The following is a 25,170-nucleotide window of genomic DNA, read 5'->3' on the forward strand; positions in this document are numbered from 1 at the left end:
GCTCGGTTGTGTTTGTGCGCGCTGATTGGGCCGATCGGACCAGGGGAAATACGGAACGGGTCAGTCCGTCACGTCCCGCGGGCCGAGGATCTCCGAGAGGTCGTAGCGGACCGGCTCCTCCAGTTGTGCGTAGGTGCAGCTTTCGGGCGTGCGGTCAGGGCGCCAGCGGCGGAAGCGCGCCGTGTGCCGGAAGCGCGCGCCGTTCTCCATGTGGTCGTACGCCACCTCGGCCACCCGCTCCGGTCCGAGCGGCACCCACGACAGGTCCTTCTTGCCCGACCAGCGGCTCGGCGCGCCCGGCAGCCGGGCCGACTCGTGCGCGGCCTCCTGAGCCCAGGCCGCCCACGGATGTCCCGTCGGGTCGTCCATGCGCAGCGGCGCCAGTTCCTCGATCAGCTCGGCCCGCCGCTTCATGGTGAACGCGGCGGACACACCCACGTGTTGGAGGGTGCCGTGATCGTCGTACAGGCCGAGAAGGAGGGACCCCACGACGGGCCCGCTCTTGTGCAGGCGGTAGCCGGCGACGACGACGTCCGCCGTCCGCTCGTGCTTGATCTTGAACATGGCGCGCTCGTCCTGGCGATAGCCCAGGGCGAGCGGCTTCGCCACGACCCCGTCGAGCCCGGCGCCCTCGTACTGCTCGAACCACCGCCGCGCCACCTCGATGTCGGTGGTCGCGGGCGCCAGATGCACCGGCGCGGTCGCGGCCGACAGCGCTCGGGCGAGCAGCGCCCGCCGGTCGCCGAGCGGGACGTCGAGCAGCGACTCGTCGGCCAGCGCCAGCAGGTCGAAGGCGACGAAGGAGGCCGGGGTCCGCTCGGCCAGCGTCCGCACCCGCGAGTCGGCCGGGTGGATGCGCTCGGTCAGCGCGTCGAAGTCGAGCCGCCCGTCCCGGGCGATCACGATCTCCCCGTCCAGCACGCACCGCTGCGGCACCCGCTCCTTCAGCGCCTCGACCAGCTCGGGAAAATACCTGGTCAGCGGCTTTCCGGTACGGCTGCCCAGCTCGACCTCCGCACCGTCACGGAACACGATCGCCCGGAAGCCGTCCCACTTCGCCTCGTAGTGCAAGTCCGGCGGAATCCGCGCGACCGACTTGGCGAGCATGGGCTTCACGGGAGGCATCACCGGCAGATCCATGCTTCCGATTCTGCGCTCGTACGCCGCTCGCCGCCCGGTGTGCGAGCTGTGCGCGGGAGGCCTACGGTGGCTCGCATGGGCGAAGCGGTGGAACTGGAGGCGGGCGGCCGGACCGTACGGCTGTCCAGTCCCGGCAAGATCTTCTTCCCGGAGCGCGGCTTCACCAAGCTGGACCTCGCCCGGTACTACATCGCGGTCGGCCCCGGGATCCTGCGCGCCCTGCGGAACCGCCCCACCACCCTGGAGCGCTATCCGGACGGGGTCGAGGGCGAGAACTTCTTCCAGAAGCGGGCGCCCAAGAACATGCCGGACTGGATCCCGACCGCCCACATCACCTTCCCCAGCGGACGCAGCGCCGACGAGATGTGCCCCACCGAAGAGGCCGCCGTCCTGTGGGCCGCCCAGTACGGCACGCTCACCTTCCACCCCTGGCCGGTACGCCGTGACGACGTCGACAGCCCCGACGAACTCCGCATCGACCTGGACCCGCAGCCCGGCACCGACTACGACGACGCGGTCCGTGCCGCCCATGAACTCCGCGCCGTACTCGAGGAGTTCGGCGGCCTGAAGGGTTTCCCCAAGACCTCCGGCGGACGCGGCCTGCATGTCTTCGTGCCCATCGAACCGCGCTGGACCTTCACCCAGGTCCGCCGCGCGGCCATCGCGGTCGGCCGGGAGCTGGAGCGCCGGATGCCCGACCAGGTGACGATCAAGTGGTGGAAGGAGGAGCGCGGCGAGCGCATCTTCGTCGACTACAACCAGACCGCCCGCGACCGCACCATCGCCTCCGCCTACTCCGTACGACCCCGCCCGCACGCCCCCGTCTCGGCGCCCCTGCGCTGGGACGAGGTCCCCGTGGCGCACCCCCGGGACTTCGACCTCGCGACGATGCCGGGGCGGTTCGCCGAACTCGGCGACGTGCACGCCGACATGGACGACCACCGCTTCTCCCTGGACGCCCTGCTCGAACTGGCCCGCCGCGACGAACACGACCACGGGCTGGGCGATCTGCCGTATCCGCCGGAGTACCCGAAGATGCCGGGGGAGCCGAAGAGGGTGCAGCCGAGCAGGGCGAAGAAGGACCCCGAGGGAACCTGAGCGGATGACCCGCCTCCTGACACGCGGCGACCTCGGCGCCCTGTTGGAACCCTCGGCCTGCCTCGCCGCGCTGCGCGACGGCTTCCTCGCGACGGGCGCCGCGACAGCGGTCCCGGGCCAACGGGTGCGCCCCGACCCGCCGTTCACCGGTACGGCCACCGCGCTCATCCCCGGCATCGAGGCCTGCACGGTGACGGTCTACGACAAGTCCCCCGACGCGGGAACCGGGTCGAGGGGCGTGCTGTGCCTGCGCAGCGGTGTGGACGGGGAGTTGCTCGCCCTGCTGGACTCGGCGACGGTGACCGCGTGGCGCACCGGACTGGCGGCGGCACTGGGCACCCACGCGCTGGCGGTCCCGGCGCGGGACGCGGTCGTGGGGGTGATCGGCGCCGGTACGCAGGCCGAGTTGACGCTCCGAGGGCTTGGCGTCCTGCGGCCGTACGGTCGACTCGTCGTCCACGACGCGGACGTGGACCGCGCGACCGAGTTCGCCGTACGGCATGGCGGCCGTGTGCTGGGGTCGGCGACGGAGATCGCCTCGGTCGCGGACATCGTCCTGCTGGCGACCCGGTCCCGCGTCCCGCTGTTGTCCCTCACGGACACCCGGGAGGGACAGCACTTCACGACCCTGGGCGCGGCCGGGCGGGGCGGGCGGGAACTCGCCGCCGGTCTGCTGGACGCGGCACTGGTCGCTGTCGACGACCGTCAACTGGCCGCTTCCGCAGGCGCGTTGGCGCGTGCCGACATCGATACGACACTCGGTGACGTCCTGCGCGGCGACCATCCGGGCCGCACCGATCCCACCGCCCGTTCCGTCTACGCTCCCGTCGGGCCGCCCTGGCAGGATCTGGCGCTCGCCCGGCTGGCGTACGAGCGGGCGGAGCGGGACGGGGTGGGGCGGCGGGTGAATCTGCCGGGGTGAGCAAGGGGTCCGCCGAGTTGGGAGCGCTCTCACCATCGGGTTCCGCCGCGGCTATCCTGATCCGCATCATCGAGGAGGGGTCCAGAAGTGACCGAGACAGCACCGCGCCCCACGCTGGAAGCCGTGGCCGCGCGGGCGGGGGTGTCGCGGGCCACCGTTTCCCGAGTGGTCAACGGCGGCGACGGGGTGCGGGAATCACTCGTCGAACGGGTCCGGCAGGCCGTGGACGAACTCGGATACGTCCCCAACCAGGCGGCCCGGAGCCTGGTCACCAAGCGGCACGACGCCATCGCCGTGGTGATCGCCGAACCGGAGACCCGGGTCTTCGCCGACCCCTTCTTCGCCATGCAACTCAGGGGCATCAGCAAGGAGTTGACCGCCCACGACTCCCAACTCGTGCTGCTCCTCACGGAAGGCCGCGCCGACCACGCCCGCGTCGGCCGCTATCTCGCCGGCGGCCATGTGGACGGCGCGCTCGTCTTCTCCCTGCACCTCGACGACCCGCTGCCCGGACTGATCCAACGGGCCGGTGTCCCCACGGTGTTCGGCGGCCGGCCCTCCTGGAGCGAGGGGACACGCGCCTTCGGCCCCACGGTGTACGTCGACTGCGACAACCGGGGCGGCGCCCGCGAGGCCGTACGGCATCTCGTCGGGCTCGGCCGCACCCGGATCGCGCACATCACCGGCGCGCTCGACCAGACGTCCGCGGTGGACCGACTCGACGGGTTCCGGGACGTCATGGTCGACGTCGATCCGCGGCTGATCGTCGAGAGCGACTTCACACCGGGCGGCGGTGAGCGCGCGATGCGGGAACTCCTGGACCGCTGCCCCGACGTGGACGCCGTGTTCGCCGCGAACGACCTCACCGCGTACGGCGCGCTGAAGGTGCTGCGGGAGGAGGGGCTGCGGGTGCCCGAGGACGTGGCGGTGATCGGCTTCGACGACATGCTGCCGGTCGCCGAACAGACCGAGCCGCCGCTCACGACGGTCCGTCAGGACATAGAGGAGATGGGCCGCTTGATGGCCCGCCTGCTGCTGCGCGGCCTCGACCGCCGCGGCGTCCGCGACGGCATCGGCGGCGCACCGTCCAGCGTGATCCTCCCGACCACCCTGGTCCACCGCGCCTCCGCGTGAGCGACGGCCCTGCGGTGCTGCGGGGTGCTGAGCTGCCGGGGCCCGGGTGGTTCCGCCGGGCAGGGCGCCCCCTGCAACCTGAGTGAGTCGCACCCGGGGTGGGCTCACCCCAGGGCGGGCCGCGCCTCCGCGTGAGTCTTTTCCTCACCTGGATCGCGCCGCTGTGCAACCGATGCCCCCGTGACCGGTACCCCGCGCAGGTCATGCCCCCTGCGCGGGCCCGGCACCGTCAGCCTTGCGACTGCTCGCTCGTGATGATCGCGAAGCGGGCTCCGTGCGGGTCGGTGAGTTGGGCCATGCGGCCCACGCCCTCCATGGTGGTGGCCGGAACGGCGATCTTGCCGCCCGACTCCAGGGCCTTGGCCACGGTGGCGTCCACGTCGTCGACCTCGAAGTACGCCAGCCAGTACGCCCCCGAGGCCGCGCCGGACGGGTCGAAGTCGAGCGGGACGATGCCGCCGAACATCGCGTCCTCACCGAGGCCGGCCGGGTTGACACAGGTGTAGTCGACGCCCGCCATGGGCGCGGCCGAGGTCTCCATACCGAACGAGGCGTAGTAGAACGCCGCCGCCGCGGCGATGTCCGGCGTGTACAACTCGACCCAGGTCAGCGAACCGGGATCGCCCGCCACGTCGACGCCCTTGGTCCGGCCCGGCTGCCAGATGCCGAACGCCGCGCCCGCCGGATCCCTGAGGATCGCCATGTGTCCCTCGCCCATCACGTCCATCGGCTGGAACAGCACCGCGCCGTGCGCCTGCTCCACCGTCTTGGCCGTGGCCTCCGCGTCCGGGCTCTGGAAGTACACCGTCCAGGCCGACGCGTCATGCTCCGGGGGCAGCGGCATGCCGCCGGCGACGGTCTTTCCGTCCAGTTGGAAGAAGCCGTACCCGCCGGCCTCGGGCCCCGCCGACTGGAACTCCCAGCCGAAGAGACCGCCGTAGAAGGAGATGGCGCTGTCGATGTCGGGCGAGCCGACGTCCAGCCAGTTGGGAGCGCCGTTGACGAAACGGGTGGTGAGCATTGTTGCCCTCCTCATTGAAGGGTCCCGTTCTCTGCACTGCCGAGTCTTGCACCGCCCACTGACAATCGCTGCCGGAGTGCGGCAGCGGTTCGGGGACACGGCCATGATTACCCTCGGTGACCGCTGAAGTTCTCCGTGTTTTCATATGGTTCCGCGCGCCGCCGTGCGCCGGTGCGGTCGCGGGGGCCATCATCGGGGCGGCCGGAGGCCTCGGAGCGCGGCGTTGATCCCGCGTTGATCGAACGTTTTTCGCCGGACGGCACGATGTGGCCATGCACATCGACACGATCACCTCGCCCGACCTGGCCTGGCAGCAGGAGGCGTTGTGCGCGCAGACCGGGGCGGACTTCTTCTTCCCCGAGCCGGGCAGCTCCGTCAGGGAGGCCAAGCGGATCTGCGGCATGTGCCCGATCCGCTCCACCTGTCTGGAGTTCGCCCTCGACAACGACGAACGCTTCGGTGTGTGGGGCGGACTGTCGGAGAAGGAACGCCTGGAGATCCGACGCGGCTCGCGTTGACCGGGCGCGTTGAACGAGGCCCGCTGAACGGGGCGTTTATCGGTGCGGTTCGCGCGGGGGAGTGCGGCTAGGATCCGGGGGCGCACCCGGGCGTAGCGCAGAGGCAGGCGCACGTCGTGCTCTGACGAAGCACATCGGTTCGAATCCGATCCCCGGGCTGCGTTCGGGGGCCCCGTAGAGCAGAGGCAGACTCGCCGCCTTGTCAGGGCGGATACGCCGGTTCGAATCCGGCCGGGGCCCCACTTCACGGCACGGCCGGGGCGGGAATCGATGACGGACGAGGGCGGGATCACCGAGGCGGAACTGGCGGCCTTCCACCAAGTGGTGGGCAGGCTGCGGGAGTTGCCCGTCGACGATCCGGTGCGCCTGCGCGCGGAACAGGTCGCCGCGTCCTTCGCGCGGGACGGTCGGCTGCGCCGCCGCAAGGCCCGCGGCGCCGACGTGACCGCGGCCGACGCGGCGACGATGGCGGCGACCGCGACAGGGGCGGCGGACCGGCGCGAGGACGCTCCGCTGGGTTCGGCGGGCGAGCTCGCTCAGGTGGACGCCGGGGGCGTGTACCGCAAGCCGCGTGGTTGCTATGTCTGCAAGTCGCCCTATCGACAGGTGGATTCCTTCTACCACCGGCTGTGTCCCGACTGCGCCGCCGACAACTCCGCGCGCCGGGCGCTGCGTACGGATCTGAGTGGGCGCCGGGCGCTGCTCACCGGCGGGCGGGTGAAGATCGGTTTCCAGTTGGCGCTGATGATGCTGCGGGACGGCGCGGAGGTGCTGGTCACCTCGCGGTTCCCGCACGACACCGTGCGCCGGTTCCGCGCCGAGCCCGGCAGCGGGAAGTGGCTGGACCGGCTGACCGTGCTCGCCGTGGACCTGCGTGATCCGCGTCAAGTGCTGGGCCTCTGCGAGGAGTTGCGGCAGGCGGGCGAACCGCTGGACATCCTCGTCAACAACGCCGCGCAGACCGTACGACGCCCTCCGCAGTCGTACGCGCTGCTGGCCGCGAGCGAGCGCGACGCGCTGCCCGAGGGGGCCCGGCAAGCGCCCGGTTTCACGCCGATGCGGATGCTCGGGGGTGGGGCCTCGGCGCTGCCCGTCGTCCTGCGCGAGGCCGACGAGGCCGGACTGCTGCCCGACCCGTCCCCGGAGAACTCCTGGTCGGCACGGCTCGGCGCCCTCGACCCGGCCGAGGTCCTGGAGACCCAACTCGTCAACGCCCTCGCCCCCGTTCTCCTCTGCGACCGGCTGCTGCCCCTGCTGCTCGCCTCGCCGCGCCCCCGCAGGTACGTCATCAACGTCACCGCCGTAGAAGGCCGGTTCGCGGTCCGCAACAAGACGGCAGGCCACCCCCACACCAACATGGCCAAGGCCGCGCTCAACATGCTCACCCGCACCAGCGCCGCCGAACTCGCCGACCAGGGCGTCCACATGTGCGCCGTCGACACCGGCTGGATCACGGACGAGAACCCCGCCCCCAAGAAGGGCCGCATGGCCGAGGCCGGCTTCCGCACACCGCTCGACATCGTCGACGGCGCGGCCCGCGTCTACGACCCGATCGTGCGCGGCGAGTCGGGGGACCCGGTGTCCGGCGTGTTCCTCAAGGACTATCGAGAGGCGGCGTGGTGAGCGGGGACACGAGGGGCACGGGAGGCGCTGCTGCGGCGGGTTCGGGGGACGGGGAGAGCGTGGAGGACACGGGAGGTGTGACGGCGGCGTCGGGCTTCGCCGGGGTGCCGTCCGTCGTGCCCCGTCCGGTCACCGAACTCGGCCCGCTGCTCGACTGGTTGAGGGCGGGGCGGCCGGCCGGGGAACGGCTGGACTTCGCCGTCGGTACGGCGTTGCCCGACGGTCGACTCGACCTGTGCAAGCAGGAGTTGGGGGTGGAGGGCGCCGCACTGGTCGCCGAGGCCTTGGGGCAAGGGCCCTCCCCTGTACGGCATTTGCTGCTCGGTACCGACGGGCTCGGGGACGAGGGTGCCGAGGTCGTCGCCGGCGGGAGCGGTGAGGTCGAGACGCTCTATCTCGGGTGCAACGGCATCACGGCAGGCGGCGCCTGTCGGATCGCCGACCAGTTGCGTGCCTCGCCGCAGGTCGTCACCGGGGTGTGGCTCAAGCGCAACCCGCTGGGCAGCGGCGGAGGACGGGCGGCGGCCGAACTCATCGAGTCCGCGCGGTCGTTGCGCACGCTCGACCTCGTACAGACCGGGCTCGACCCGGCGGGCGCGACCGTCCTCGCCGACGCGCTGCTCGCCGCCGCCGGCAACGGGCGCCGTATCGAGCGTCTCTTCGTCGGCGGCAATCCGCTCGGCGCGGACGGCGCCGTGCCCCTCGCCGCCGTCGTCGCGGCGGGCGCGATCGACGAACTGTACGTGTCCGCCGCCCGGTTGGGAGACCCGGGCGCCCTCCTCCTGGCCGACGCCCTGGAGCGCGCGCCGTACGGACGGCTCGCGCGGCTGTCCGTCGCCAGCAACGGCATCGGTCCGCAGGCCGCGGCGCGGCTGGTGACGGCGGCCACCGGCGCCGGGGTCGGGTTGCTGGACCTCGGCCGGGTGAAGGCGGCGGCCGTGCTGGGCGCGGTCGACAACCACGTCGATCTGCGTGCCGCCGAGACCATCGCGGGAGTCCTCGTGGCCGCTGAACACCGCCTCACCCACCTCGTCCTGTCCCACACGGGAATGCGCAGCCGCGAGGCCCACCGACTCCTCGACACGGCACCCCGCGCGCTCACCCCCACCCGCTTCGTCCTCGGGCAGGGAGTCGCCGCCAGCATCAAACGCCGTCTGGAGTCCCTCACCGCCCACCTCCCCGCACCCGCGCTCGCCCCCGACGTGGCCGCCGTACGCAGCGTGCACCGCACGGCGCGGCCGGGAGAGGCCGGGGACGGGGTCAGCGACGCGCCATCCCCGTGAAGATGTCCGTCCAGAACCGCTGCTGCCGGTCCGACGCCCCCACCAGATACGTCGCCCGGAGCTTGGCGGGCAGCAGCGCCACCATGCGGGCCACCACCGCGCGGTGCTTCTTCAGTTGGGACAACTCCGCGTTGGCGAGGATCTGGTGGACCACGTCGCTGTCGTCGCCGCCCTCGTCGGTGTGCTCGGCGGCGCGCCGCAGCCGGGCCTCCCAGAGGTCCGCGTCACGGGCCAACTCGCGCAGCCCGGTGACCGGGCGGCCCTTGAAGCGGTCGATCAGGGCGGTGAGCGGCACGGGCGCGTACTCGCCGTCGCCGAGGTAGACCGTCGCCATCTCCAGCGGCAGCCCCTTGCGGTGCAGCTTGATGAGCCGCTCCAGGGTGCGCTTGGTGATCCAGGCGCGGCCGTCGTCGTCGATGTCGTGCTTCCACCACTCCAGCACCGTCTCCGCGTCCGAGCCGTAGCGCGCGAGCAGCCACTCGTTGGCGGGGATGTCCTCCGGCTCCACCGTCAACGAGGCCGTGAACCGGGTCGCCTGGGCGATGTTGTTCCGCGACACCAGCAGCTTGCGGCCCAGATGGTACGGCGGGTTCTGGACGGCGATCTGCGCCCGCAGGTTCTCGATCCGGCGGCCGGCCAGCGACCACTCCTGGGTGATCTCCATCAGCTTGGCGAACGCGGCCCTGTCCTTGGGGCGGTTGTACTCGTCCCACACGATCGCCTTGGGCGCGGACCCGGTGAAGTTCGCCGCCAGCAGGTTGTCCAGGGTGCCGTCCGGGGACGGGATCGGCGCGCACAGGTCCTCGACGTTCGTCACCGGCAGCGAGAAGTACAGCGGCTCCCGGCCCAGGCCCGCGCGGACCGTCTCCCGGACCAGCTCCGTCTTGCCGCATCCGGGCGGGCCTTGCAGCAGCACCGTCCAGCGGTTGCGCAGCGCGGCCCGCACCACCTGCCGTACCGGGTCCGGGACCGTCGTCGGGTTGGGCACGCCGAGGGCCTCGGCGAGACGGTCCAGGATCTCCGCCGTGCGGTTCTGCCCGGGTTTGCCGTCGGGGCCCGGCTCGGCCAGCCGGAGCCGCTCGCCGTCGATCAGGGGCAGGCCCCAGCGGAGCGGGAAGCCCTCCTTCGCGTTGGCCAGGACGTGGTCCAGCGTGCGCGGGGACAGCAGCTCGCGCAGCGCGGGGGAGAGCGACGCCCACACGGCGAACACCGGATTCAGGTCCCAGGGGCGGTACTTGACGGCGAGATGCCGACGCCAGGACGTGTCGTTCGCCGTGATCCGCATCGTGACCATGCGGTCGAGCAGCGCGAGGTCGCCGCGCCGGGCCGAGGTCTCGGACAGCGACTCGTTGTCGGTGAGGAAGACCCCGACGCAGCCGAGCGCCCGCAGATCGTGCTCGCCCAGCGTCCAGTTGCAGGCGATCTGCATCAGCTGCGACTGGATCGTGTCGCCCGCCTGGAGCGAGTCGTCGATGAGCAGCACGAACGGCGTGCCCGGCTTCAACTGGCTCATCACGAGCTGCCGCAGCACGAGTTCACCGGTGCCCGGGTCCCGCACCGGCGCGTTGATCAACAGGTCGTCCGGCGTCAGATTCGCCGCCGGGACGTACACCAGCGCGGTGCCCGGGTGGGCGCGGCCGATGTGGGTGAAGAACGTCGCCGTCTTGCCGATGCCGTGCTCGCCGAAGATCTGCCCGGTCTGCCCGATGTCGATCATCGCGTCGATGAAGGACTCCAGGCGCGACACCTCACGCCGGTCGTGCTCGGCACCCGTCAACTGCTCTGTTCCCGTGCTCATTTACCGCGATCCTGTCGTGACGCGATGGCAGTCCATCGCCGGGGTGTGCGTCTCGGGCCACTCGCTGCCGCCCTCGGTGATCAGCCAGATCCACTTGTCCGGCTCGGCGGGCGTGATCGGCGGCGCGTACCCGTCGGTGAGCATCACGACCGCGTCCGGGGTGACGTCGAACCGCCGGCCGTTCACCTCCGTACGCCCCTCCACGTAGTCCGCGACCACCTGGAAACTCGTGCCGCCCCCGCCGTAGACGCGCTCGCCCGGCTTGAACGGCATGACCACGGCGTCGAAGGACAGCCAGTGCGCCTCGACTCCGTCGATGCGGCCGACGAGTTCGGTGAGCCAGGTGATCACCTGGTGCGGCATCGAGCCCGAGGTGTCGTAGGCGATGACCAGGACCTTGTCGCGGACCGGGCCGCGGCGCGCGAGCATCGGGTCCTGGCCGAGGGCCGCGAGCAGTGCGCCGCGCTTCTTCGGGTACACCAGCCGCTCGCCGTCGCGCAGTTTCGAGCCGAGGACGTCGACCAGCCAGCGCTGCCACCAGTGGACCGTACGCGTGCGTGCCGTCTCGCCGCGCAGGACGCCCGCGCCGAGGTTCCCCCAGATCCGGCCCGCCCGCGCGGAGCCGTCCTCGGTGCGGCCCATCAGGTCGAGCAACTCCCGCTCCGCGCCCGCGTGTCCGCGCCGGGCCGCCAGCAGGGAGTTGAGCAGCGCGGACGACGTCACCGTGTCCACCGTCTCCTGGTCGGCCGGTACCCACCCGTCCACCAGGTGCACGCACAGGTGCCGCTCCGGGACCGGAGGGTGCCGCATCCGCTTCAGCTCGCCGTAGACCTTCAGGTCGGTCGCGACGAACTCGTCGTACGGGACGGGCTCCAGGCCGTGCGCGGAAAGGTCCTCGCGGTACAGGGTGTGGATCTTCCGGGGGTCGATGCCCGTCGGCCGGCCGTTCAGCAGCGGCAGTTCGGGGCGGGCGAGGCGGACCAGGGCGACATGGTTGATGGAGACCTCGGCGGCCAGCTCGAAGACCGGGTCGTCGCGCAGGGCGAGGTCGGCGAACAGATGGCGCTGCACCAGGTGCCGTGCCTCGTGGAAGAGCACGAACTTCACGCCGTCCAGGCCGAGTCCGACGAAGAAGTCCGGGTTGTAGAGCAGCAGGCAGGAGCCGTCGCCGGAGGCGACCACGGCCGCCGTGTCCACCGCTGTCGTCGGGATCTGGTGATGGCATTTCGCGTACAGCCAGGACGCCACCGCCGACTCGGTCAGCCCGAAGTCCAGCAGTGCGGCCTCCTTCAGCCGCCGTGCCTCCGCGACCGTCGCCGGATCCGCCGGCCGGTACCGCTCCAGCGCCCTGCGGTCGGACAGATCGACCACAGGGGTACGCCGACCCCGCTCCCCGTACGCCATGTCCCGTCCCCCGCGCCGCAGTTCCCCCGTCGGCTCATTGGTACCAGGCCGCACTGACAACGGGCCAAGGCATTACGCTCTGGCCCCAAGGGCGGGGTCGTAGCGCAGAGGCAGGCGCACCGGTCTCCAGAACTGGGGCACGCTGGTTCGAATCCAGCCGCCCCGCCCCCCTCGGAGCCTCAGGGCCTCGCTCAGGCGATCGCGCCCGCCGTCAGCACCAGTTCCACCGCGTTCCCGTGGAAGGTGTCGATCAGTTGGGCCAGGACCGCCCAGGCGTCCTCGTGGTCGGACAGGTGCTTGCGCACGAGCGGCCGTAGGGCGTCCTCGGCCTCGGCCACGCGCGCGGGGAACATCATGTGCCCTGTGGACAGCACGTTCAGGACGTGGGACGCGGGGCCCCATGCGGTCGCGTAGTCGGCGGGGCCGCCCAGTACGCCGGCTTGCTCGACCCGGTGGGTGAACTTGCGGTGGGTGCCGAACTGCGCGCGCAGCGCGGGCGGGCAGTCGGGTCGTATCGCCAGTGCCCAGCGCGCGTAGCCGGGCAGCGGGTGGTCCTGGTCCGCCTCGGTGACCGCCTGCCAGTCGGAGCGCTCCAGCACCATCGACGCGGCCGTCCGCGCGGTCTGCATGGAGGTGCCCTCGCGGAGGGCGCCCAGAAGGCCGAAGCGGGTGAAGTTCTCGGGGACCTGCGGTTCGTCCTCCCGTCGCACGCTCTCGGCGACGCTCAACGGGGCCTTGCGCGCGGGGCCGAACGGCACACCGCGCGCGATGGCGCGCCGCATCGCGTTGTCCGCGGAGACGTGCCGCCAGACCCACTGGTTCCGTTCCGGGTCGTCCTCCTCCAGAACCCACAGCAGCACGGAGGACGGCACCGCCGTCCTCGCCCAGGACCAGAGCCGGGTGCTGTGCCGGGTGTCGGGAGTCGCCTCTGTGCCGGCCGGCTTCGGCAGCCCGATCCGTCGCCGTATCCGCTGGGCGTCCCCGCTGTCGATCAGGTTCAGCAGAAAGCCGACCGCCGGCCCTGACGTGCTGTTGTCGCGCATGGCGGCATGATGCCGCAGCCGGGTGGCCGCCCGCACCGGTGAATCCGTCGGCGGGCGGTCCGCGGCCGGTCGGGTCAGGCGCTCGCGCGGGCCGCCATGCGGGCCTTGCGGGTCGCCAGCTTCTCGTCGAACTTGGAGGCCTCGGAGTCCAGGCCGCCCATGTAGAGGGCGATCTCCTCCTGCGCCTGCTGTCCCTCCGGGCCCAGGCCGTCGATGTCCATGACCTTCAGGAAGCGCAGCACGGGCTGGATGACGTCGTCGTGGTGGATGCGCAGGTTGTAGACCTCGCCGATGGCCATCCGGGCGGCGAACCGCTCGAAGCCGGGCATGCCGTGACCGGGCATCCGGAACTGGACGAGAACGTCGCGCACGGCCTGCATGGTGAGGTCGGGGGCGAGCTCGAACGCGGCCTTCAGGAGGTTGCGGTAGAAGACCATGTGGAGGTTCTCGTCGGTCGCGATGCGGGCCAGCATGCGGTCGCAGACCGGGTCGCCCGACTGGTGGCCGGTGTTGCGGTGCGAGACACGCGTGGCCAGTTCCTGGAAGGCGACGTACGCCACGGAGTGCAGCATCGAGTGCCGGTTGTCCGACTCGAAGCCCTCGCTCATGTGCTGCATCCGGAACGCTTCCAGCTTGTCCGGGTCCACCGCGCGGGAGGCGAGCAGGTAGTCCCGCATGACGATGCCGTGCCGGCCCTCCTCCGCCGTCCAGCGGTGCACCCAGGTGCCCCAGGCGCCGTCGCGGCCGAACAGGGAGGCGATCTCGTGGTGGTAGCTGGGGAGGTTGTCCTCGGTGAGGAGGTTCACGACGAGGGCGATCCGGCCGATCTCGGTGACCTTGGACTGCTCCTTGCCCCAGGCCTCGCCGTCCTCGAAGAAGCCCGGGAAGTTGCGGGCGTCGCTCCACGGCACGTACTCGTGCGGCATCCAGTCCTTGGTGACCTTGAGGTGCCGGTTGAGTTCCGTCTCGACGACTTCCTCCAACGCGTACAGCAGCTTGGCGTCGGTCCAGACTGCGGGGCTGCCGAGGTGCGGGGAAGCGATCGTCACGGGGACTCCAGGGGGACGTGGTGCAAAACCGAACAAACCGGCGAGCGGTGCCGGAAGCTGTGGAACTTACGGAATCGTAGGCTACGAAACCGTAGGTTACGAGACCGTAGGTTAAGCATGCTGTAAAGATCCGCTGTTCAGGCCGCGTTCCCGGGAGATCCGCGCACCGCCTGGGCCGCAGGTCCCGGCACCGGACGGACGCTTCCGTCACCCGGTCAGGCGTACAGATCCCGGAGCCGCACCGAGAGGCACGTCACACACCCTTCGAGTTTCTCGAATTCGCTGATGTCCACCACGACCGGCTCGTGACCGAGGTCGGCCAGCAGATCGGCCGTCTTGGGCGCGCTCGCCGCCATCAGCAGCTTGTCGCCGCCGAGCAGCACCACATGCGCCCCGGACTCCTCGGGCACCGACAGGAAGCGCGGGAAGAGCGAGGGCCGGTCCACCATCGGGATGTGCCCGAGCACCGTCCCGTCGGGCAGCGCGGTGACCGCCGACTTCAGATGCAGCACCTTGCTCACGGGCACGGTGACCACCCGCGCCCCGAGCGGCTCGAACACGGCCCGCAACTGCTGCACGCCGGCCGCGTTCGTCCGGCCGCCCCGGCCGACGTAGATCGTGTCGTCGACCTTGAGCACGTCACCGCCCTCCAGGGTGCCCGGCTCCCAGACCCAGTTCACCGAGCAGCCGAGCCGGGCCGCCGCCTCCTCGACCCCGCCGGTCTCCTCGCGCCGGGACTCGGCGCCGGGCCGGGCGATCAGCGCCACGTTCTTGTACATGACCACCGCGTCCTCGACGAACACGGAGTCGGGGCAGTCGTCGGCCGGGTCCACCTCGACGGTCTCCCAGCCGTGCACCCGCAGCGTCTGCGTGTACGCCTCCCACTGCTCGAAGGCCTGCTCGACATCGACCTTCTCCCGCTCGATGTGCGTGACCAGCCCTTCGGCCAGGCGCGGGCTGGGGCGGCGGACGAGCGCCTTCTTGCTGGGCACGAGCGGGACTCCGTATCGGCGGGATCGTTTCGGCGCCGTCGGCGCGGCACCGGTTGGCCATCATGCGTCACCGGTCCGCGCCGACAAAACCCCTGCCGTGAGGCTGTGGCCCTCCTGAGATGAGCCCGAGGCGCTCTATGCCGGGTGTTCCACCTCCTCCGGGGTGATCGTCCGCAGTTCCCCGTCCAGCAACAGCCAGCGTGTGATGCCGATCGACTCCAGGAACGGCAGGTCGTGACTGGCCACGATCAACGCCCCTTCGTACGACTCCAGCGCCGAAGTGAGCTGCCGCACACTCGCCATGTCGAGGTTGTTCGTCGGCTCGTCCAGCATCAGCAGTTGCGGGGCCGGCTCCGCCAGCATCAGCGCGGCCAGCGCCGCCCGGAAGCGTTCGCCGCCGGACAGGGTCGCCGCCTGCTGGTCGGCGCGGGCACCCCGGAACAGGAAGCGGGCCAGCCGGGCCCGGACCCGGTTGTTGGTGGCGCCCGGCGCGAACCGGGCCACGTTCTCCGCCACCGTCAGCTCGTCGTCGAGGACGTCGAGCCGCTGCGGCAGGAAACGCAGCGGGACATGCGTCACCGCCTCGCCCGACACCGGCGCCAGCTCCCCGGCGATCGTGCGCAGCAGGGTCGTCTTGCCCGCGCCGTTGCGGCCGATCAGCGCGATCCGCTCCGGCCCCCGCAGATCGAGCCCGCCCGCCACCCGTGCGCCGTAGGCGAGTTGGAGGTCCAGGAGGGTGAGGACCGTACGACCCGGCGGTACAGCCGTGTACGGCAGGTCGACGCGGATCTCGTCGTCGTCCCGTACGGCCTCCACCGCCTCGTCGAGCCGTTCCTTCGCCTCGGCGAGCCGCTCCTCGTGCATGATGCGGTGCTTGCCGGCCGACTCCTGGGCGGACCGCCTGCGGGCGCCCATGACGATCTTCGGCTCGCGCCGCTGCTCGAACATCTTCTGTCCGTACTTCTTGCGGCGGGCCAACTTGACCTGGGCGTCGGACAGTTCGCGTTTCTGCTTGCGGAAGTCCGCCTCGGCGACGCGCACCATCCGGGTCGCGGCGTCCTGTTCGGTGGTGAGGGCCTCCTCGTAGGCGGAGTAGGTGCCGCCGTACCAGGTGATCTCGCCGGAGCGCAGATCGGCGATCTGGTCGACGAGGTCGAGGAGTTCACGGTCGTGGCTGACCAGGATCATCACCCCGGGCCAGGAGGCGACGGCCGAGTAAAGCCGCCTGCGGGCGTACAGGTCGAGGTTGTTGGTCGGTTCGTCGAGGAGCAGGACGTCCGGCCGGCTCAGCAGCAGCGCCGCCAGCCGCAGCAGCACCGACTCGCCGCCCGACACCTCGCCGATCGTTCGGTCCAAGTCGATGTGCCCCAGGCCGAGTTCGCCGAGGGTGGCGAGCGCGCGCTCCTCCACGTCCCAGTCGTCGCCGAGCGTCTCGAAGTGCTCCTCGGCCGCGTCACCGGCCTCGATGGCGTGAAGGGCGGCCCGGCGCGCGGCGATGCCGAGCGTCTCGTCGACGCGCAGGGCGGTGTCGAGCGTGACGTTCTGCGGGAGGTAGCCGACCTCGCCCGCGACCCGCAGGGTGCCGTCCGCCGGGGCGAGTTGCCCGGCGATCAGCTTCAACAGGGTTGATTTTCCTGAGCCGTTGACGCCGACGAGCCCGGTTCTGCCGGGTCCGAACGCGGCGTCCAGGTCCTCGAAGACGGAACTGCCGTCGGGCCAGGCGAAGGAGAGGGACGTACAGGTGACAGAGGTATGCATGAGAGCCTCGCGGTTGCTCGACACGGTCAGGGCGGACGCGTAGCGAGACACCGCGAGGCTGGAGGCTGGTCCCGGGGCAGAGCGGAAGGCCCTGTTCCGGAGGACGGCTCGGACGCCGAGGTCGTACACGACGAAACACACCTCAGGGGTGTGTACGCGGTGTCTCAGAACCTCAGACGAGCAACGTCCTACTCCTATCGACGGCAACAGAACCGAGGGCAACGCTACGAACGGCGCCGCAGGGCTGTCAACGCATTAAACGGGAGCCCGCGACCTTCACCTGTCTGTCGGATTCCTGCCAGCCAGGGCGCGCCCGCGCCTGCTTGAGTGGGACGTATGACGAACCAGAACACCCTCCGTGACCGGGCTCTGGCCTTCCGCGCGCTGCATGTGCCGGGACGTCCGCTGGTCCTCCCGAACGCCTGGGACGCCGCGAGCGCCCGCATCGTCGAGGACGCGGGCGCGGCGGCCGTGGCGACCACCAGCGCGGGCCTCGCGTGGGCCCTCGGGGTCCCGGACGGCGACCGGCTGGACCGGGAGCGGGCTCTGGAAGCGGTCGCGCGGATCACCGCGTCCGTCGCCGTGCCGGTGAGCGCCGACATCGAGAGCGGCTTCGCGCCGGACGCGGAGGGCGTCGCGGACACGGTCCGCGCGGTGCTCGCGGCGGGTGCGGTGGGGGTGAACATCGAGGACGCGCTCTACGGCGGTGCGGGCGTCCTGCGGCCCGTCGCCGAGCAGGCCGAGCGCATCGCCGCCGCCCGCGAGGCCGCCGACGCGGAGGGCGTGCCGCTGTTCGTCAACGCGCGGACCGACACATATCTGCGGGGCGCCGGGGGAGTGGACGCGACCCTGGAGCGGGCCGCCGCGTTCCGGGCCGCGGGCGCCGACGGGATCTTCGTCCCCGGGGCCGTCGAACCGGGAACGGTCAAGGAACTCGTCGACGGGATCGACGCACCGCTGAATGTGCTGGTCGGCCCCGGGGCACCGCCGGTCGCCGAACTGGCCGCGCTGGGCGTCGCCCGCGTGAGCGCGGGCTCCAGCGTCGCGCTGGCCGCGTACGCCGTGGTCCGCCGTGCCGCGCGGGAGCTGCTGGACACGGGCACCTACGACACGCAGACGGGAGGGCTCGACTACGGCGAGCTCAACTCACTGCTGACGCGGGAGAGTTAGGTCAGCAGGCGTCCCGCATCAGCTCGGCGAGGTCGTGGTCCAGGTCGAGCTGGAGGTGTTCCAGACCGGCGGGCACCAGCTCGCCGGTGGCCGTCAGGAAACGGCGCACCTCGGCCGAGTGGACATGCACGACGGCGGTGCCCTCGGGCGCGTGGAACTCCAGGACGGTGCGGTCGTAGCCGTAGGGCCGCACCCGGACGTCGCCATGGCCCTCGGCGCCGTGCAGACCGGCCGCGAGGAGCTCACGGGCGAAGGTCCAGCAGACCTCGACGCCCTCCAGGGTGGCCGGTGCCGGGAAGGTCATCCGGACGGCGAAGGGGTCCCGCCGGTCGTAGTGCAGGGTGGCGGGAATGCTCGGCATCCGCGGTGCGGCGGCGACGAGACGGGCCTCTACGGGCTGCTCGATGACGATGGACAACGCCTTGCTCCCTTGTGTGACGGCGGTGCTACTGCGGTGAAGACCGGACGGACTCCTGAAAAGATTCCGGAACGGACCCCCGATCGGATTGGTCCGCACTGGAAGAGACGCCGGAACAGGCCCTTCCGTGCACACGAATTTCGAGTGACTTCTGTCACCGCCGCCCATATGCGCCCAAGGCGGGCGAGGGCATCTGGACGGTCTCCGGGGAGTGGGCTAGCTTCGCCCGCCATGAGGCGCATGGGGAAGACGCGACGGGTGGGACGTACGTACCGGAGCATGGCGGCGGCCGTGGTGTGCGGGGCGGCGCTGACCGCGCTCACCGCCGTACCGGCGCAGGCGCGGGACACGGCGCACCGGGCTCCGCACTGGGAACTCAAGGACAGCGGGGCCGCCGATGTGCGCTTCCGGGGACTGTCGGCGGTCAGCCGGAACACCGCGTGGGTGGCCGGGACGGCGGGCACGGTGCTGCGCACCACCGACGGCGGGGCGAACTGGCGGAACGTCTCGCCGCCCGGAACCGCCGACCTCCAGTTCCGGGACATCGAGGCGTTCGACGCGCGGCGCGCGGTGGTCCTGGCGATCGGCGAGGGGGAGGCGTCCCGCGTGTACCGCACCGAGGACGCCGGAGCAACCTGGACGGAGTCCTTCCGCAACACCGACGCGCATGCCTTCTACGACTGCATGACCTTCTTCGACAGCCGGCACGGTCTCGCGATGAGCGACCCGGTGGACGGGAAGTTCCGCATTCTGTCGACCGGCGACGGCGGCCGTTCCTGGACGGTGCTGCCCAGCGCCGGGATGCCGGCCGCGCTCGACGGCGAGGCGGGCTTCGCCGCGAGCGGCCAGTGCCTGGTGAGTTCCGGGCCGAGGGACGTCTGGCTGGCCACCGGCGGGGGTGCACGCGCGCGTGTCCTGCACTCCGCGGACCGGGGCCTCACCTGGACGGCGACCGACACGCCGATCCCGGCCGGTGACCCCGCGCGCGGGGTGTTCGCGCTCGCCTTCCGCGACCGTACGCACGGCCTGGCGGTCGGCGGCGACTACAACGCCGACCAGCCCTCACCGCTGGCGGCGGCCGTCACCGGCGACGGCGGCCGCACCTGGCGTCCCGCCACGACCCCGCCGCCCGCCTACCGCTCGGGCGCCGCCTGGCTGCCGCGCAGCCGCGGCACGGCCCTCGCGGTCGGCCCCACGGGCACGGACGTCACGACCGACGCGGGCCGCACCTGGAAGACGGTCGACACCGGCTCGTACGACACCGTGGACTGCGCGGCCGACCTGGGCTGCTGGGCGGCGGGGGAGAAGGGCCGCGTGGCGCGGCTGGAGGACTGAGGAGCCGGGGCGGGGGTGTCGTCGGGTTCGGGCCGGGCGGGGGAGTCGCCGGGCCGGGGCCCGGCCCCCGTCGCCGCGCCGCCGCCCCGGATCCCCGTACGCTCGGCACCACCATGACGACCGTACGCATTCCCGCGGGCTGGCCCGCGACCGAGGAGCAGGCCCGCGCAGTCCAGGACGAGTTGCGGGAGCTGGTGGTGACCGACGAACCGGGACCGCCGCCAAGGACCGGGCAGATCACGGGAGTCGACGTCGCCTACGACGACGAGCGGGACGTGGTGGTGGCCGCCGCCGTCGTGCTGGACGCGGCGGACCTCACCGTCGTCGCCGAGGCCACGGCCGTCGGCCGCGTCTCCTTCCCGTACGTGCCGGGCCTGCTCGCCTTCCGTGAAATCCCCACGGTGCTGGCCGCGTTGGAGGCGCTGCCCTGCCCGCCCGGCCTGGTCGTGTGCGACGGCTACGGCCTCGCACACCCCCGCCGCTTCGGCCTCGCGAGCCACCTCGGCGTCCTCACCGGCCTGCCCACGATCGGCGTCGCCAAGAACCCCTTCACCTTCGCCTACGACGACCCGGGCATCCCGCGCGGCTCCGCGTCCCCGCTCCGTGCGGACGCCGAGGAGGTCGGCCGCGCGCTGCGCACCCGCGAGGGCGTGAAGCCGGTCTTCGTGTCCGTCGGTCACCGGGTCACCCTCGACAACGCCTGCGCCCAAGTCCTCGCGCTGACAACGGAGTTCCGCCTCCCGGAGACGACCCGCAGGGCGGACGCGCTGTGCCGGCGGGCGCTGCGCGAGGCGACCGCCTGAGCGGCGGCGGCGCGACGGGCTCTGAGTACCTGATCTGAGTACCTGTACGGATGTGGCCGCGCCCGGGTGATCGGCAGGCTGTTCCGCATGACAACGCACCGTTCCCCGAAGCCCGTTGCCCACCCGAGCCAGCCCGTCGAGCGGGCCGTGGTGATCGCGCTCGTCCTGTCGGTGGCGGCGGGTCTCGCCTGGATCGGCGGGATGATCTACACGCTGTGGCCGTGACGCGAGGTGAATCCGGTGCGCGAAACAGACGAGCCCCACGCCGCAACCAGCGGCATGGGGCTCGGAGTTGAGCGCCGGGCAGGCCTTGCACCTGCATTTCCCCGCAGGAAGCGGGGCGTCTTTCCTTGGACCACCGACGCGCGACCGGACTCCGGGTGTTCCGGTGAGCGGCTCGTGATCAACTATAGCCCATCGGAGTGAGTGTCAGATCCCGCCCGCTCACCGGCTGGCCGCCACCCGGAACGTGATTCCGGCCGCGCGGAGCCGTTCGATCAGGGCGTCGCCCATCGCCACCGCCGTCGTCACCTGCCCTGCTGTGGGCGGGAGTTCGTCGAGGGCCAGGGAGAGGGCCGACTCGGCGAACATCTTCGCCGTCTCGTCGTAGCCGGGGTCGCCGCCCGCGACCTCCGTGAAGACCCGGCGACCGCCGCCCTCGCCCACGAACTTCACGGAGAACCAGCTCTTCGCGCGCCGCTCCGGGCTCGGTCCGTCACCCGGCTTGAGGCGGTCGGACAACCAGCGGCGGGCGGGCGGGAGTTGGGCGGCCGTGGCCAGTGCGCCGATCGCCGTGACACCGCCCAGCGCCACGGGAAGGTGCCGTACGGCCGCGTAGTGGCGGTAGCGGAAGTCCGGGCCGTAGCGGTCCAGGGCCTTCGCGGACCGTTGGACGACCTGCGGGTCGATGGTCGGCAGCGGCACCGCCCAGGAGCCGATCTCCCCGGCGAACCGAGGTGCCCCCATGGGTGCGCCGGCCCGGCGGCCCACCAGCCGCGGTTCATGGCGGCGCCGGTCCCGGGCGGCGGCCAACACCTGCCTGCCGCGCCCGAGTTGGGTCAGCGCCGTGGCGAACGTGCCGCCGGAGAACATCGCGTCGGCGGTCACGAAGCCGTCCACGGTCAAGGGCACCCCTTCCGGCAGTTGCCGGACCGTGAAGTACGCCCCCAGGTCGTGCGGGATCGAGTCGAATCCGGCGCAGTGCACCAGCCGTGCGCCGGTCTCACGCGCGCGTGCGTCGTGGCGGACGTACGTCAGGTCGACGAACTCCGGCTCGCCGCTGAGGTCGAGATAGTCGGTGCCGGTGTCCGCGCAGGCGGCGACGAGATCCTCGCCGTAGGTCACGTAGGGGCCGACCGTCGTGGCCACCACGCGCGCGTGCTCGGCGAGTTCGCGCACCGAGGACGGGTCGGAGACGTCGGCCCGCAGGACGCCCACCGAGCTGCCGCCGGGCAGGCGTTCGCGCAGCCGCTTCAGTTTCAGCTCGTCCCGGCCGGCGATCGCCCAGCGCAGGCCCTCGGGCGCGTGCGCGGCGAGATACTCCGCGGTGAGCACCCCGACGAAGCCCGTGGCTCCGAAGAGCACGATGTCGTAGGGACGGTCCGTCCTGTTCAGCCTGCTCATGACACTCCTGGGTCCCGCAGCCCGCGCCGCTGTCGGTGGCTGAGGCTAGCGTGAAGAGTGCGGAGCCCGACGACGAGCCCGGAGGTATCAGGTGGCCGTGCCCAGGAACGCCCTCAAGAAGTGGGTGAAAGTACGCGAGTTCGCCCTCGGGCTGCCGGGTGCCGTCGAAGAGTTCCCTTGGGGCGAGTCGGTCGCCAAGGTCAACAAGAAGGTGTTCGTCTTCCTCGGCGTCGACGACGGCAGTTACCCGCTCGCCCTCACGGTCAAGCTGAGGGACGAGGCGGCTCACGCCCACGCGCTGACCTCGCCCGGCGCCGAGCCGGCCGGCTACGGCCTCGGCAAGGCCGGCTGGGTGCGCGTCCCGCTCGCCGAGCCGGGCGCCCCGGCCGCCGAGCTGCTGTGCGACTGGGTGGAGGAGAGCTACCGCGCGATCGCACCGAAGCGCCTGACAGCCGAGCTGGACGCGGACGGCCGTGGCTAGGAGCGGCCGGCGGCGGTACTTTGACTAAGCGCTTGCTCGCTCAGGTCTTGTGTCGAGTGGAACGCGTTCTTAACATCATCGGTGTTACATCAGTTGTGTCATAGCTGGGGGCTGGATGACAGCGGCGACGACGCCCGGGCACGGTCCGCTCTCCGGCGTGCGCGTGGTCGAGCTGGCCGGGATCGGCCCCGGCCCCTTCGCGGCCATGCTTCTCGCCGACCTGGGCGCCGACGTCGTCCGCGTCGACCGGCCCGGCGGCCCCGGACTCGGCATCGCCCCCGAGCACGACGTCACCAACCGCAACAAGCGCTCCGTGCTCGTCGATCTGAAGGCGCCCGAGGGCCCCGCGCGCGTGCTCGACCTGGTCGGACGCGCCGACATCCTGATCGAGGGCAACCGCCCGGGCGTCACCGAGCGCCTCGGTGTCGGCCCCGAGCCCTGCCACGCCCGCAACCCCCGGCTCGTCTACGGCCGCATGACCGGCTGGGGCCAGGACGGCCCCCTCGCCGAGCGCGCCGGGCACGACATCACGTACATCGCGCTCACCGGCACCCTGGGCATGATCGGCAGCCCGGGGGAGCCCCCGCCCGCCCCCGCCAACCTGCTCGGCGACTACGCGGGCGGCTCGCTCTACCTCGTCGTCGGCGTCCTCGCCGCGCTGCACCACGCGCGCGTGACGGGCATCGGGCAGGTCGTCGACGCGGCCATCGTCGACGGCACCGCCCACCTCTCCGCGATGATCCACGGCATGCTCTCCGCCGGCGGCTGGCAGGACCGGCGCGCCGCCAACCTCCTAGACGGCGGCTGCCCGTACTACGGCACCTACGAGACCGCCGACGGCAAGCACATGGCGGTCGGCGCCCTGGAGCCGCGGTTCTACGACGAGTTCACGCGCCTGCTCGACCTCGCCGACTTCGCCGACGCCCGCCGGGACTGGGCGCGTTGGGGCGAGCTGCGCGAGGCGGTCGCGGTCCGCTTCCGCAGCCGTACGAGAGACGAATGGACCGGTGTCTTCGCGGGCACGGACGCGTGCGTGGCGCCCGTGCTGTCGCTGCGCGAGGCCCCGCACCATCCGCACCTCGCCGCCCGCGGCACCTTCACCGAGCACGGCGGGATCACCCAGCCCGCCCCCGCACCCCGGTTCTCCGCGACCCCCACCTCGGTCCGCGGCGGGCCCGCCCTGCCGGGCGCGGACACGCCCGACGTGGCCCGGGACTGGGAGGTCCCCGCACTTCTCGACGCCGTCGACGACCCTCAGCGGGGAAACCCCTCGGCGAGTCCTTGAACACCCTCATCGAAAGGCTTGGCAGTGAGCACCGAAGCGTATGTCTACGACGCGATCCGCACCCCGCGCGGGCGCGGCAAGGCGAACGGATCCCTGCACGGCACGAAGCCCATCGACCTGGTCGTCGGACTCATCCACGAGATCCGTGACCGCTTCCCGGACCTGGACCCGGCCGCGATCGACGACATCGTGCTCGGCGTCGTCGGACCGGTCGGCGACCAGGGCTCCGACATCGCCCGGATCGCCGCCGTGGCCGCCGGACTCCCGGACTCGGTGGCCGGAGTGCAGGAGAACCGCTTCTGTGCCTCGGGTCTCGAAGCCGTCAACATGGCCGCCGCCAAGGTGCGTTCGGGCTGGGAGGACCTCGTCCTCGCCGGTGGCGTCGAGTCGATGTCCCGGGTGCCGATGGCCTCGGACGGCGGTGCCTGGTTCAACGACCCGATGACGAACCTCGCCGTCAACTTCGTGCCCCAGGGCATCGGCGCCGACCTGATCGCCACGATCGAGGGATTCTCCCGGCGCGACGTGGACGAGTACGCGGCGCTCTCGCAGGAGCGGGCGGCCACCGCCTGGAAGGAGGGCCGCTTCGAGCGGTCCGTGGTGCCGGTGAAGGACCGCAGCGGCCTGGTCGTCCTCGACCACGACGAGCACCTGCGCCCGGGCACCACCGCCGACTCCCTGGCCCGGCTCAAGCCGTCCTTCGCGGACATCGGCGAACTCGGCGGCTTCGACGCCGTGGCCCTGCAGAAGTACCACTGGGTCGAGAAGATCGACCACGTCCACCACGCGGGCAACTCCTCCGGCATCGTCGACGGCGCCTCCCTCGTCGCCATCGGCTCGGAGGAGGTCGGCGAGCGCTACGGCCTCACCCCGCGCGCGCGGATCGTCTCCGCCGCCGTCTCCGGCTCCGAGCCGACCATCATGCTCACCGGGCCCGCCCCGGCCACCCGCAAGGCCCTCGCCAAGGCCGGGCTGACCATCGACGACATCGACCTCGTCGAGATCAACGAGGCCTTCGCGGCGGTCGTCCTGCGCTTCGTGCGGGACATGGACCTGTCCCTGGACAAGGTCAACGTCAACGGCGGCGCCATCGCGCTCGGCCACCCGCTCGGCGCCACCGGCGCGATCATCCTCGGCACGCTCGTCGACGAACTGGAGCGCCAGGACAAGCGCTACGGCCTCGCCACCCTGTGCGTCGGCGGCGGCATGGGCATCGCCACCATCGTCGAGCGCGTCTGAACTCCCCAGCGGCAGCAGAGACTTCTACGGAGA

Annotated in this window: 23 protein-coding genes and 3 tRNA genes; 16 read left to right on the forward strand and 10 right to left on the reverse strand. The window is 71.8% G+C overall.

Annotation, left to right across the window (positions count from 1 at the left end):
* Positions 1 to 60: 60 nt before the first annotated feature.
* Positions 61 to 1,140: an ATP-dependent DNA ligase gene (locus ACIRRY_RS02525; RefSeq protein ID WP_403967035.1), complete on the reverse strand. Its 1,080-nt coding sequence runs from the start codon at positions 1,138 to 1,140 to the stop codon at positions 61 to 63.
* A gap of 75 nt (positions 1,141 to 1,215) precedes the next feature.
* On the opposite strand from ACIRRY_RS02525, the gene ligD reads away from it, so the two are divergent.
* The 3 genes from ligD (at position 1,216) to ACIRRY_RS02540 (ending at position 4,294) form a co-directional block, all read left to right on the forward strand.
* On the forward strand, positions 1,216 to 2,238 hold the full coding sequence (gene ligD / locus ACIRRY_RS02530; RefSeq protein WP_403967038.1) for a non-homologous end-joining DNA ligase: 1,023 nt from the start codon (positions 1,216 to 1,218) through the stop codon (positions 2,236 to 2,238).
* Between the two features lie 4 nt (positions 2,239 to 2,242).
* Complete coding sequence (locus ACIRRY_RS02535) at positions 2,243 to 3,160, forward strand: ornithine cyclodeaminase family protein (protein WP_403967041.1); 918 nt, start codon at positions 2,243 to 2,245, stop codon at positions 3,158 to 3,160.
* Positions 3,161 to 3,247: 87 nt separating this feature from the next.
* A complete protein-coding gene (locus ACIRRY_RS02540) occupies positions 3,248 to 4,294 on the forward strand; it encodes a LacI family DNA-binding transcriptional regulator (protein ID WP_403967044.1) in 1,047 nt (348 codons plus the stop codon).
* A 229-nt stretch (positions 4,295 to 4,523) separates the two neighbouring features.
* Here the strand turns inward: ACIRRY_RS02540 and ACIRRY_RS02545 are convergent, their stop codons facing one another.
* Positions 4,524 to 5,315 (reverse strand): VOC family protein, encoded by a 792-nt coding sequence (locus ACIRRY_RS02545; protein ID WP_403967047.1) that lies wholly within the window; start codon positions 5,313 to 5,315, stop codon positions 4,524 to 4,526.
* A 272-nt stretch (positions 5,316 to 5,587) separates the two neighbouring features.
* Between ACIRRY_RS02545 and ACIRRY_RS02550 the strand changes: the two genes are divergently transcribed.
* The 5 genes from ACIRRY_RS02550 (at position 5,588) to ACIRRY_RS02570 (ending at position 8,739) form a co-directional block, all read left to right on the forward strand.
* The gene (locus ACIRRY_RS02550) at positions 5,588 to 5,833 is read left to right on the forward strand and encodes a WhiB family transcriptional regulator (protein ID WP_403967050.1); all 246 of its coding nucleotides are present in this window, start codon (positions 5,588 to 5,590) and stop codon (positions 5,831 to 5,833) included.
* Positions 5,834 to 5,918: 85 nt separating this feature from the next.
* Positions 5,919 to 5,991 (forward strand) — tRNA-Val (locus tag ACIRRY_RS02555).
* Positions 5,992 to 6,001: 10 nt separating this feature from the next.
* A tRNA-Asp gene (locus ACIRRY_RS02560) sits at positions 6,002 to 6,073 on the forward strand.
* Positions 6,074 to 6,103: 30 nt separating this feature from the next.
* Positions 6,104 to 7,456, forward strand: coding sequence for an SDR family NAD(P)-dependent oxidoreductase (locus ACIRRY_RS02565; protein ID WP_403967053.1), 1,353 nt, complete (start codon positions 6,104 to 6,106; stop codon positions 7,454 to 7,456).
* A gap of 59 nt (positions 7,457 to 7,515) precedes the next feature.
* On the forward strand, positions 7,516 to 8,739 hold the full coding sequence (locus tag ACIRRY_RS02570; RefSeq protein WP_403967056.1) for a ribonuclease inhibitor: 1,224 nt from the start codon (positions 7,516 to 7,518) through the stop codon (positions 8,737 to 8,739).
* On the opposite strand, the gene ACIRRY_RS02575 is transcribed toward ACIRRY_RS02570, so the two are convergent.
* Entirely contained in the window at positions 8,717 to 10,537 is a 1,821-nt protein-coding gene (locus ACIRRY_RS02575; RefSeq protein ID WP_403967058.1) for an AAA family ATPase, read from the reverse strand. The genes ACIRRY_RS02570 and ACIRRY_RS02575 overlap by 23 nt on opposite strands.
* Positions 10,538 to 11,941 (reverse strand): hypothetical protein, encoded by a 1,404-nt coding sequence (locus ACIRRY_RS02580; protein WP_403967061.1) that lies wholly within the window; start codon positions 11,939 to 11,941, stop codon positions 10,538 to 10,540.
* Positions 11,942 to 12,032: 91 nt separating this feature from the next.
* Here ACIRRY_RS02580 and ACIRRY_RS02585 point away from each other — a divergent pair.
* Positions 12,033 to 12,108, forward strand: a tRNA-Trp gene (locus ACIRRY_RS02585).
* Positions 12,109 to 12,132: 24 nt separating this feature from the next.
* On the opposite strand, the gene ACIRRY_RS02590 is transcribed toward ACIRRY_RS02585, so the two are convergent.
* The 4 genes from ACIRRY_RS02590 to ACIRRY_RS02605 form a co-directional block, all read right to left on the reverse strand.
* Positions 12,133 to 12,984 carry a hypothetical protein gene (locus ACIRRY_RS02590; RefSeq protein WP_403967064.1) on the reverse strand — a complete coding sequence of 284 codons (852 nt, stop codon included), beginning with the start codon at positions 12,982 to 12,984 and terminating at the stop codon, positions 12,133 to 12,135.
* A 74-nt stretch (positions 12,985 to 13,058) separates the two neighbouring features.
* On the reverse strand, positions 13,059 to 14,033 hold the full coding sequence (locus ACIRRY_RS02595; RefSeq protein ID WP_403967067.1) for an acyl-ACP desaturase: 975 nt from the start codon (positions 14,031 to 14,033) through the stop codon (positions 13,059 to 13,061).
* Positions 14,034 to 14,248: 215 nt separating this feature from the next.
* Positions 14,249 to 15,025, reverse strand: a complete 777-nt coding sequence (ddaH, locus tag ACIRRY_RS02600) for a dimethylargininase (protein ID WP_403967070.1) — start codon at positions 15,023 to 15,025, stop codon at positions 14,249 to 14,251.
* Between the two features lie 135 nt (positions 15,026 to 15,160).
* The gene (locus ACIRRY_RS02605; RefSeq protein ID WP_403967073.1) at positions 15,161 to 16,783 is read right to left on the reverse strand and encodes an ABC-F family ATP-binding cassette domain-containing protein; all 1,623 of its coding nucleotides are present in this window, start codon (positions 16,781 to 16,783) and stop codon (positions 15,161 to 15,163) included.
* A 336-nt stretch (positions 16,784 to 17,119) separates the two neighbouring features.
* On the opposite strand from ACIRRY_RS02605, the gene ACIRRY_RS02610 reads away from it, so the two are divergent.
* On the forward strand, positions 17,120 to 17,953 hold the full coding sequence (locus ACIRRY_RS02610) for an isocitrate lyase/phosphoenolpyruvate mutase family protein (RefSeq protein ID WP_403967076.1): 834 nt from the start codon (positions 17,120 to 17,122) through the stop codon (positions 17,951 to 17,953).
* Between the two features lies 1 nt (position 17,954).
* Here ACIRRY_RS02610 and ACIRRY_RS02615 read toward each other — a convergent pair whose 3' ends face one another.
* Positions 17,955 to 18,371, reverse strand: coding sequence for an SsgA family sporulation/cell division regulator (locus tag ACIRRY_RS02615; protein WP_403967079.1), 417 nt, complete (start codon positions 18,369 to 18,371; stop codon positions 17,955 to 17,957).
* 240 nt (positions 18,372 to 18,611) lie between these two features.
* On the opposite strand from ACIRRY_RS02615, the gene ACIRRY_RS02620 reads away from it, so the two are divergent.
* From ACIRRY_RS02620 to mmpA, 3 genes are all read left to right on the forward strand, one after another.
* Complete coding sequence (locus ACIRRY_RS02620) at positions 18,612 to 19,706, forward strand: WD40/YVTN/BNR-like repeat-containing protein (RefSeq protein WP_403967082.1); 1,095 nt, start codon at positions 18,612 to 18,614, stop codon at positions 19,704 to 19,706.
* Positions 19,707 to 19,819: 113 nt separating this feature from the next.
* Entirely contained in the window at positions 19,820 to 20,509 is a 690-nt protein-coding gene (locus ACIRRY_RS02625; protein WP_403967085.1) for an endonuclease V, read from the forward strand.
* A gap of 87 nt (positions 20,510 to 20,596) precedes the next feature.
* Positions 20,597 to 20,734: a morphogenic membrane protein MmpA gene (gene mmpA / locus ACIRRY_RS02630; RefSeq protein ID WP_200690033.1), complete on the forward strand. Its 138-nt coding sequence runs from the start codon at positions 20,597 to 20,599 to the stop codon at positions 20,732 to 20,734.
* 219 nt (positions 20,735 to 20,953) lie between these two features.
* Here the strand turns inward: mmpA and ACIRRY_RS02635 are convergent, their stop codons facing one another.
* Complete coding sequence (locus tag ACIRRY_RS02635; protein WP_403967089.1) at positions 20,954 to 22,132, reverse strand: saccharopine dehydrogenase family protein; 1,179 nt, start codon at positions 22,130 to 22,132, stop codon at positions 20,954 to 20,956.
* 91 nt (positions 22,133 to 22,223) lie between these two features.
* Here ACIRRY_RS02635 and ACIRRY_RS02640 point away from each other — a divergent pair, with 91 nt between their 5' ends.
* The 3 genes from ACIRRY_RS02640 to ACIRRY_RS02650 all read left to right on the forward strand — a co-directional run bounded on the left by ACIRRY_RS02640 (position 22,224) and on the right by ACIRRY_RS02650 (position 25,137).
* Entirely contained in the window at positions 22,224 to 22,613 is a 390-nt protein-coding gene (locus ACIRRY_RS02640; RefSeq protein WP_403967092.1) for an MmcQ/YjbR family DNA-binding protein, read from the forward strand.
* A gap of 115 nt (positions 22,614 to 22,728) precedes the next feature.
* Positions 22,729 to 23,898 carry a CaiB/BaiF CoA transferase family protein gene (locus ACIRRY_RS02645; RefSeq protein ID WP_403967095.1) on the forward strand — a complete coding sequence of 390 codons (1,170 nt, stop codon included), beginning with the start codon at positions 22,729 to 22,731 and terminating at the stop codon, positions 23,896 to 23,898.
* Positions 23,899 to 23,922: 24 nt separating this feature from the next.
* Positions 23,923 to 25,137: an acetyl-CoA C-acetyltransferase gene (locus ACIRRY_RS02650; RefSeq protein ID WP_403967098.1), complete on the forward strand. Its 1,215-nt coding sequence runs from the start codon at positions 23,923 to 23,925 to the stop codon at positions 25,135 to 25,137.
* Positions 25,138 to 25,170: the final 33 nt, after the last annotated feature.

It is taken from the genome of Streptomyces sp. NPDC101776, from assembly GCF_044766845.1.
In the GTDB taxonomy this organism is placed as follows: domain Bacteria; phylum Actinomycetota; class Actinomycetes; order Streptomycetales; family Streptomycetaceae; genus Streptomyces.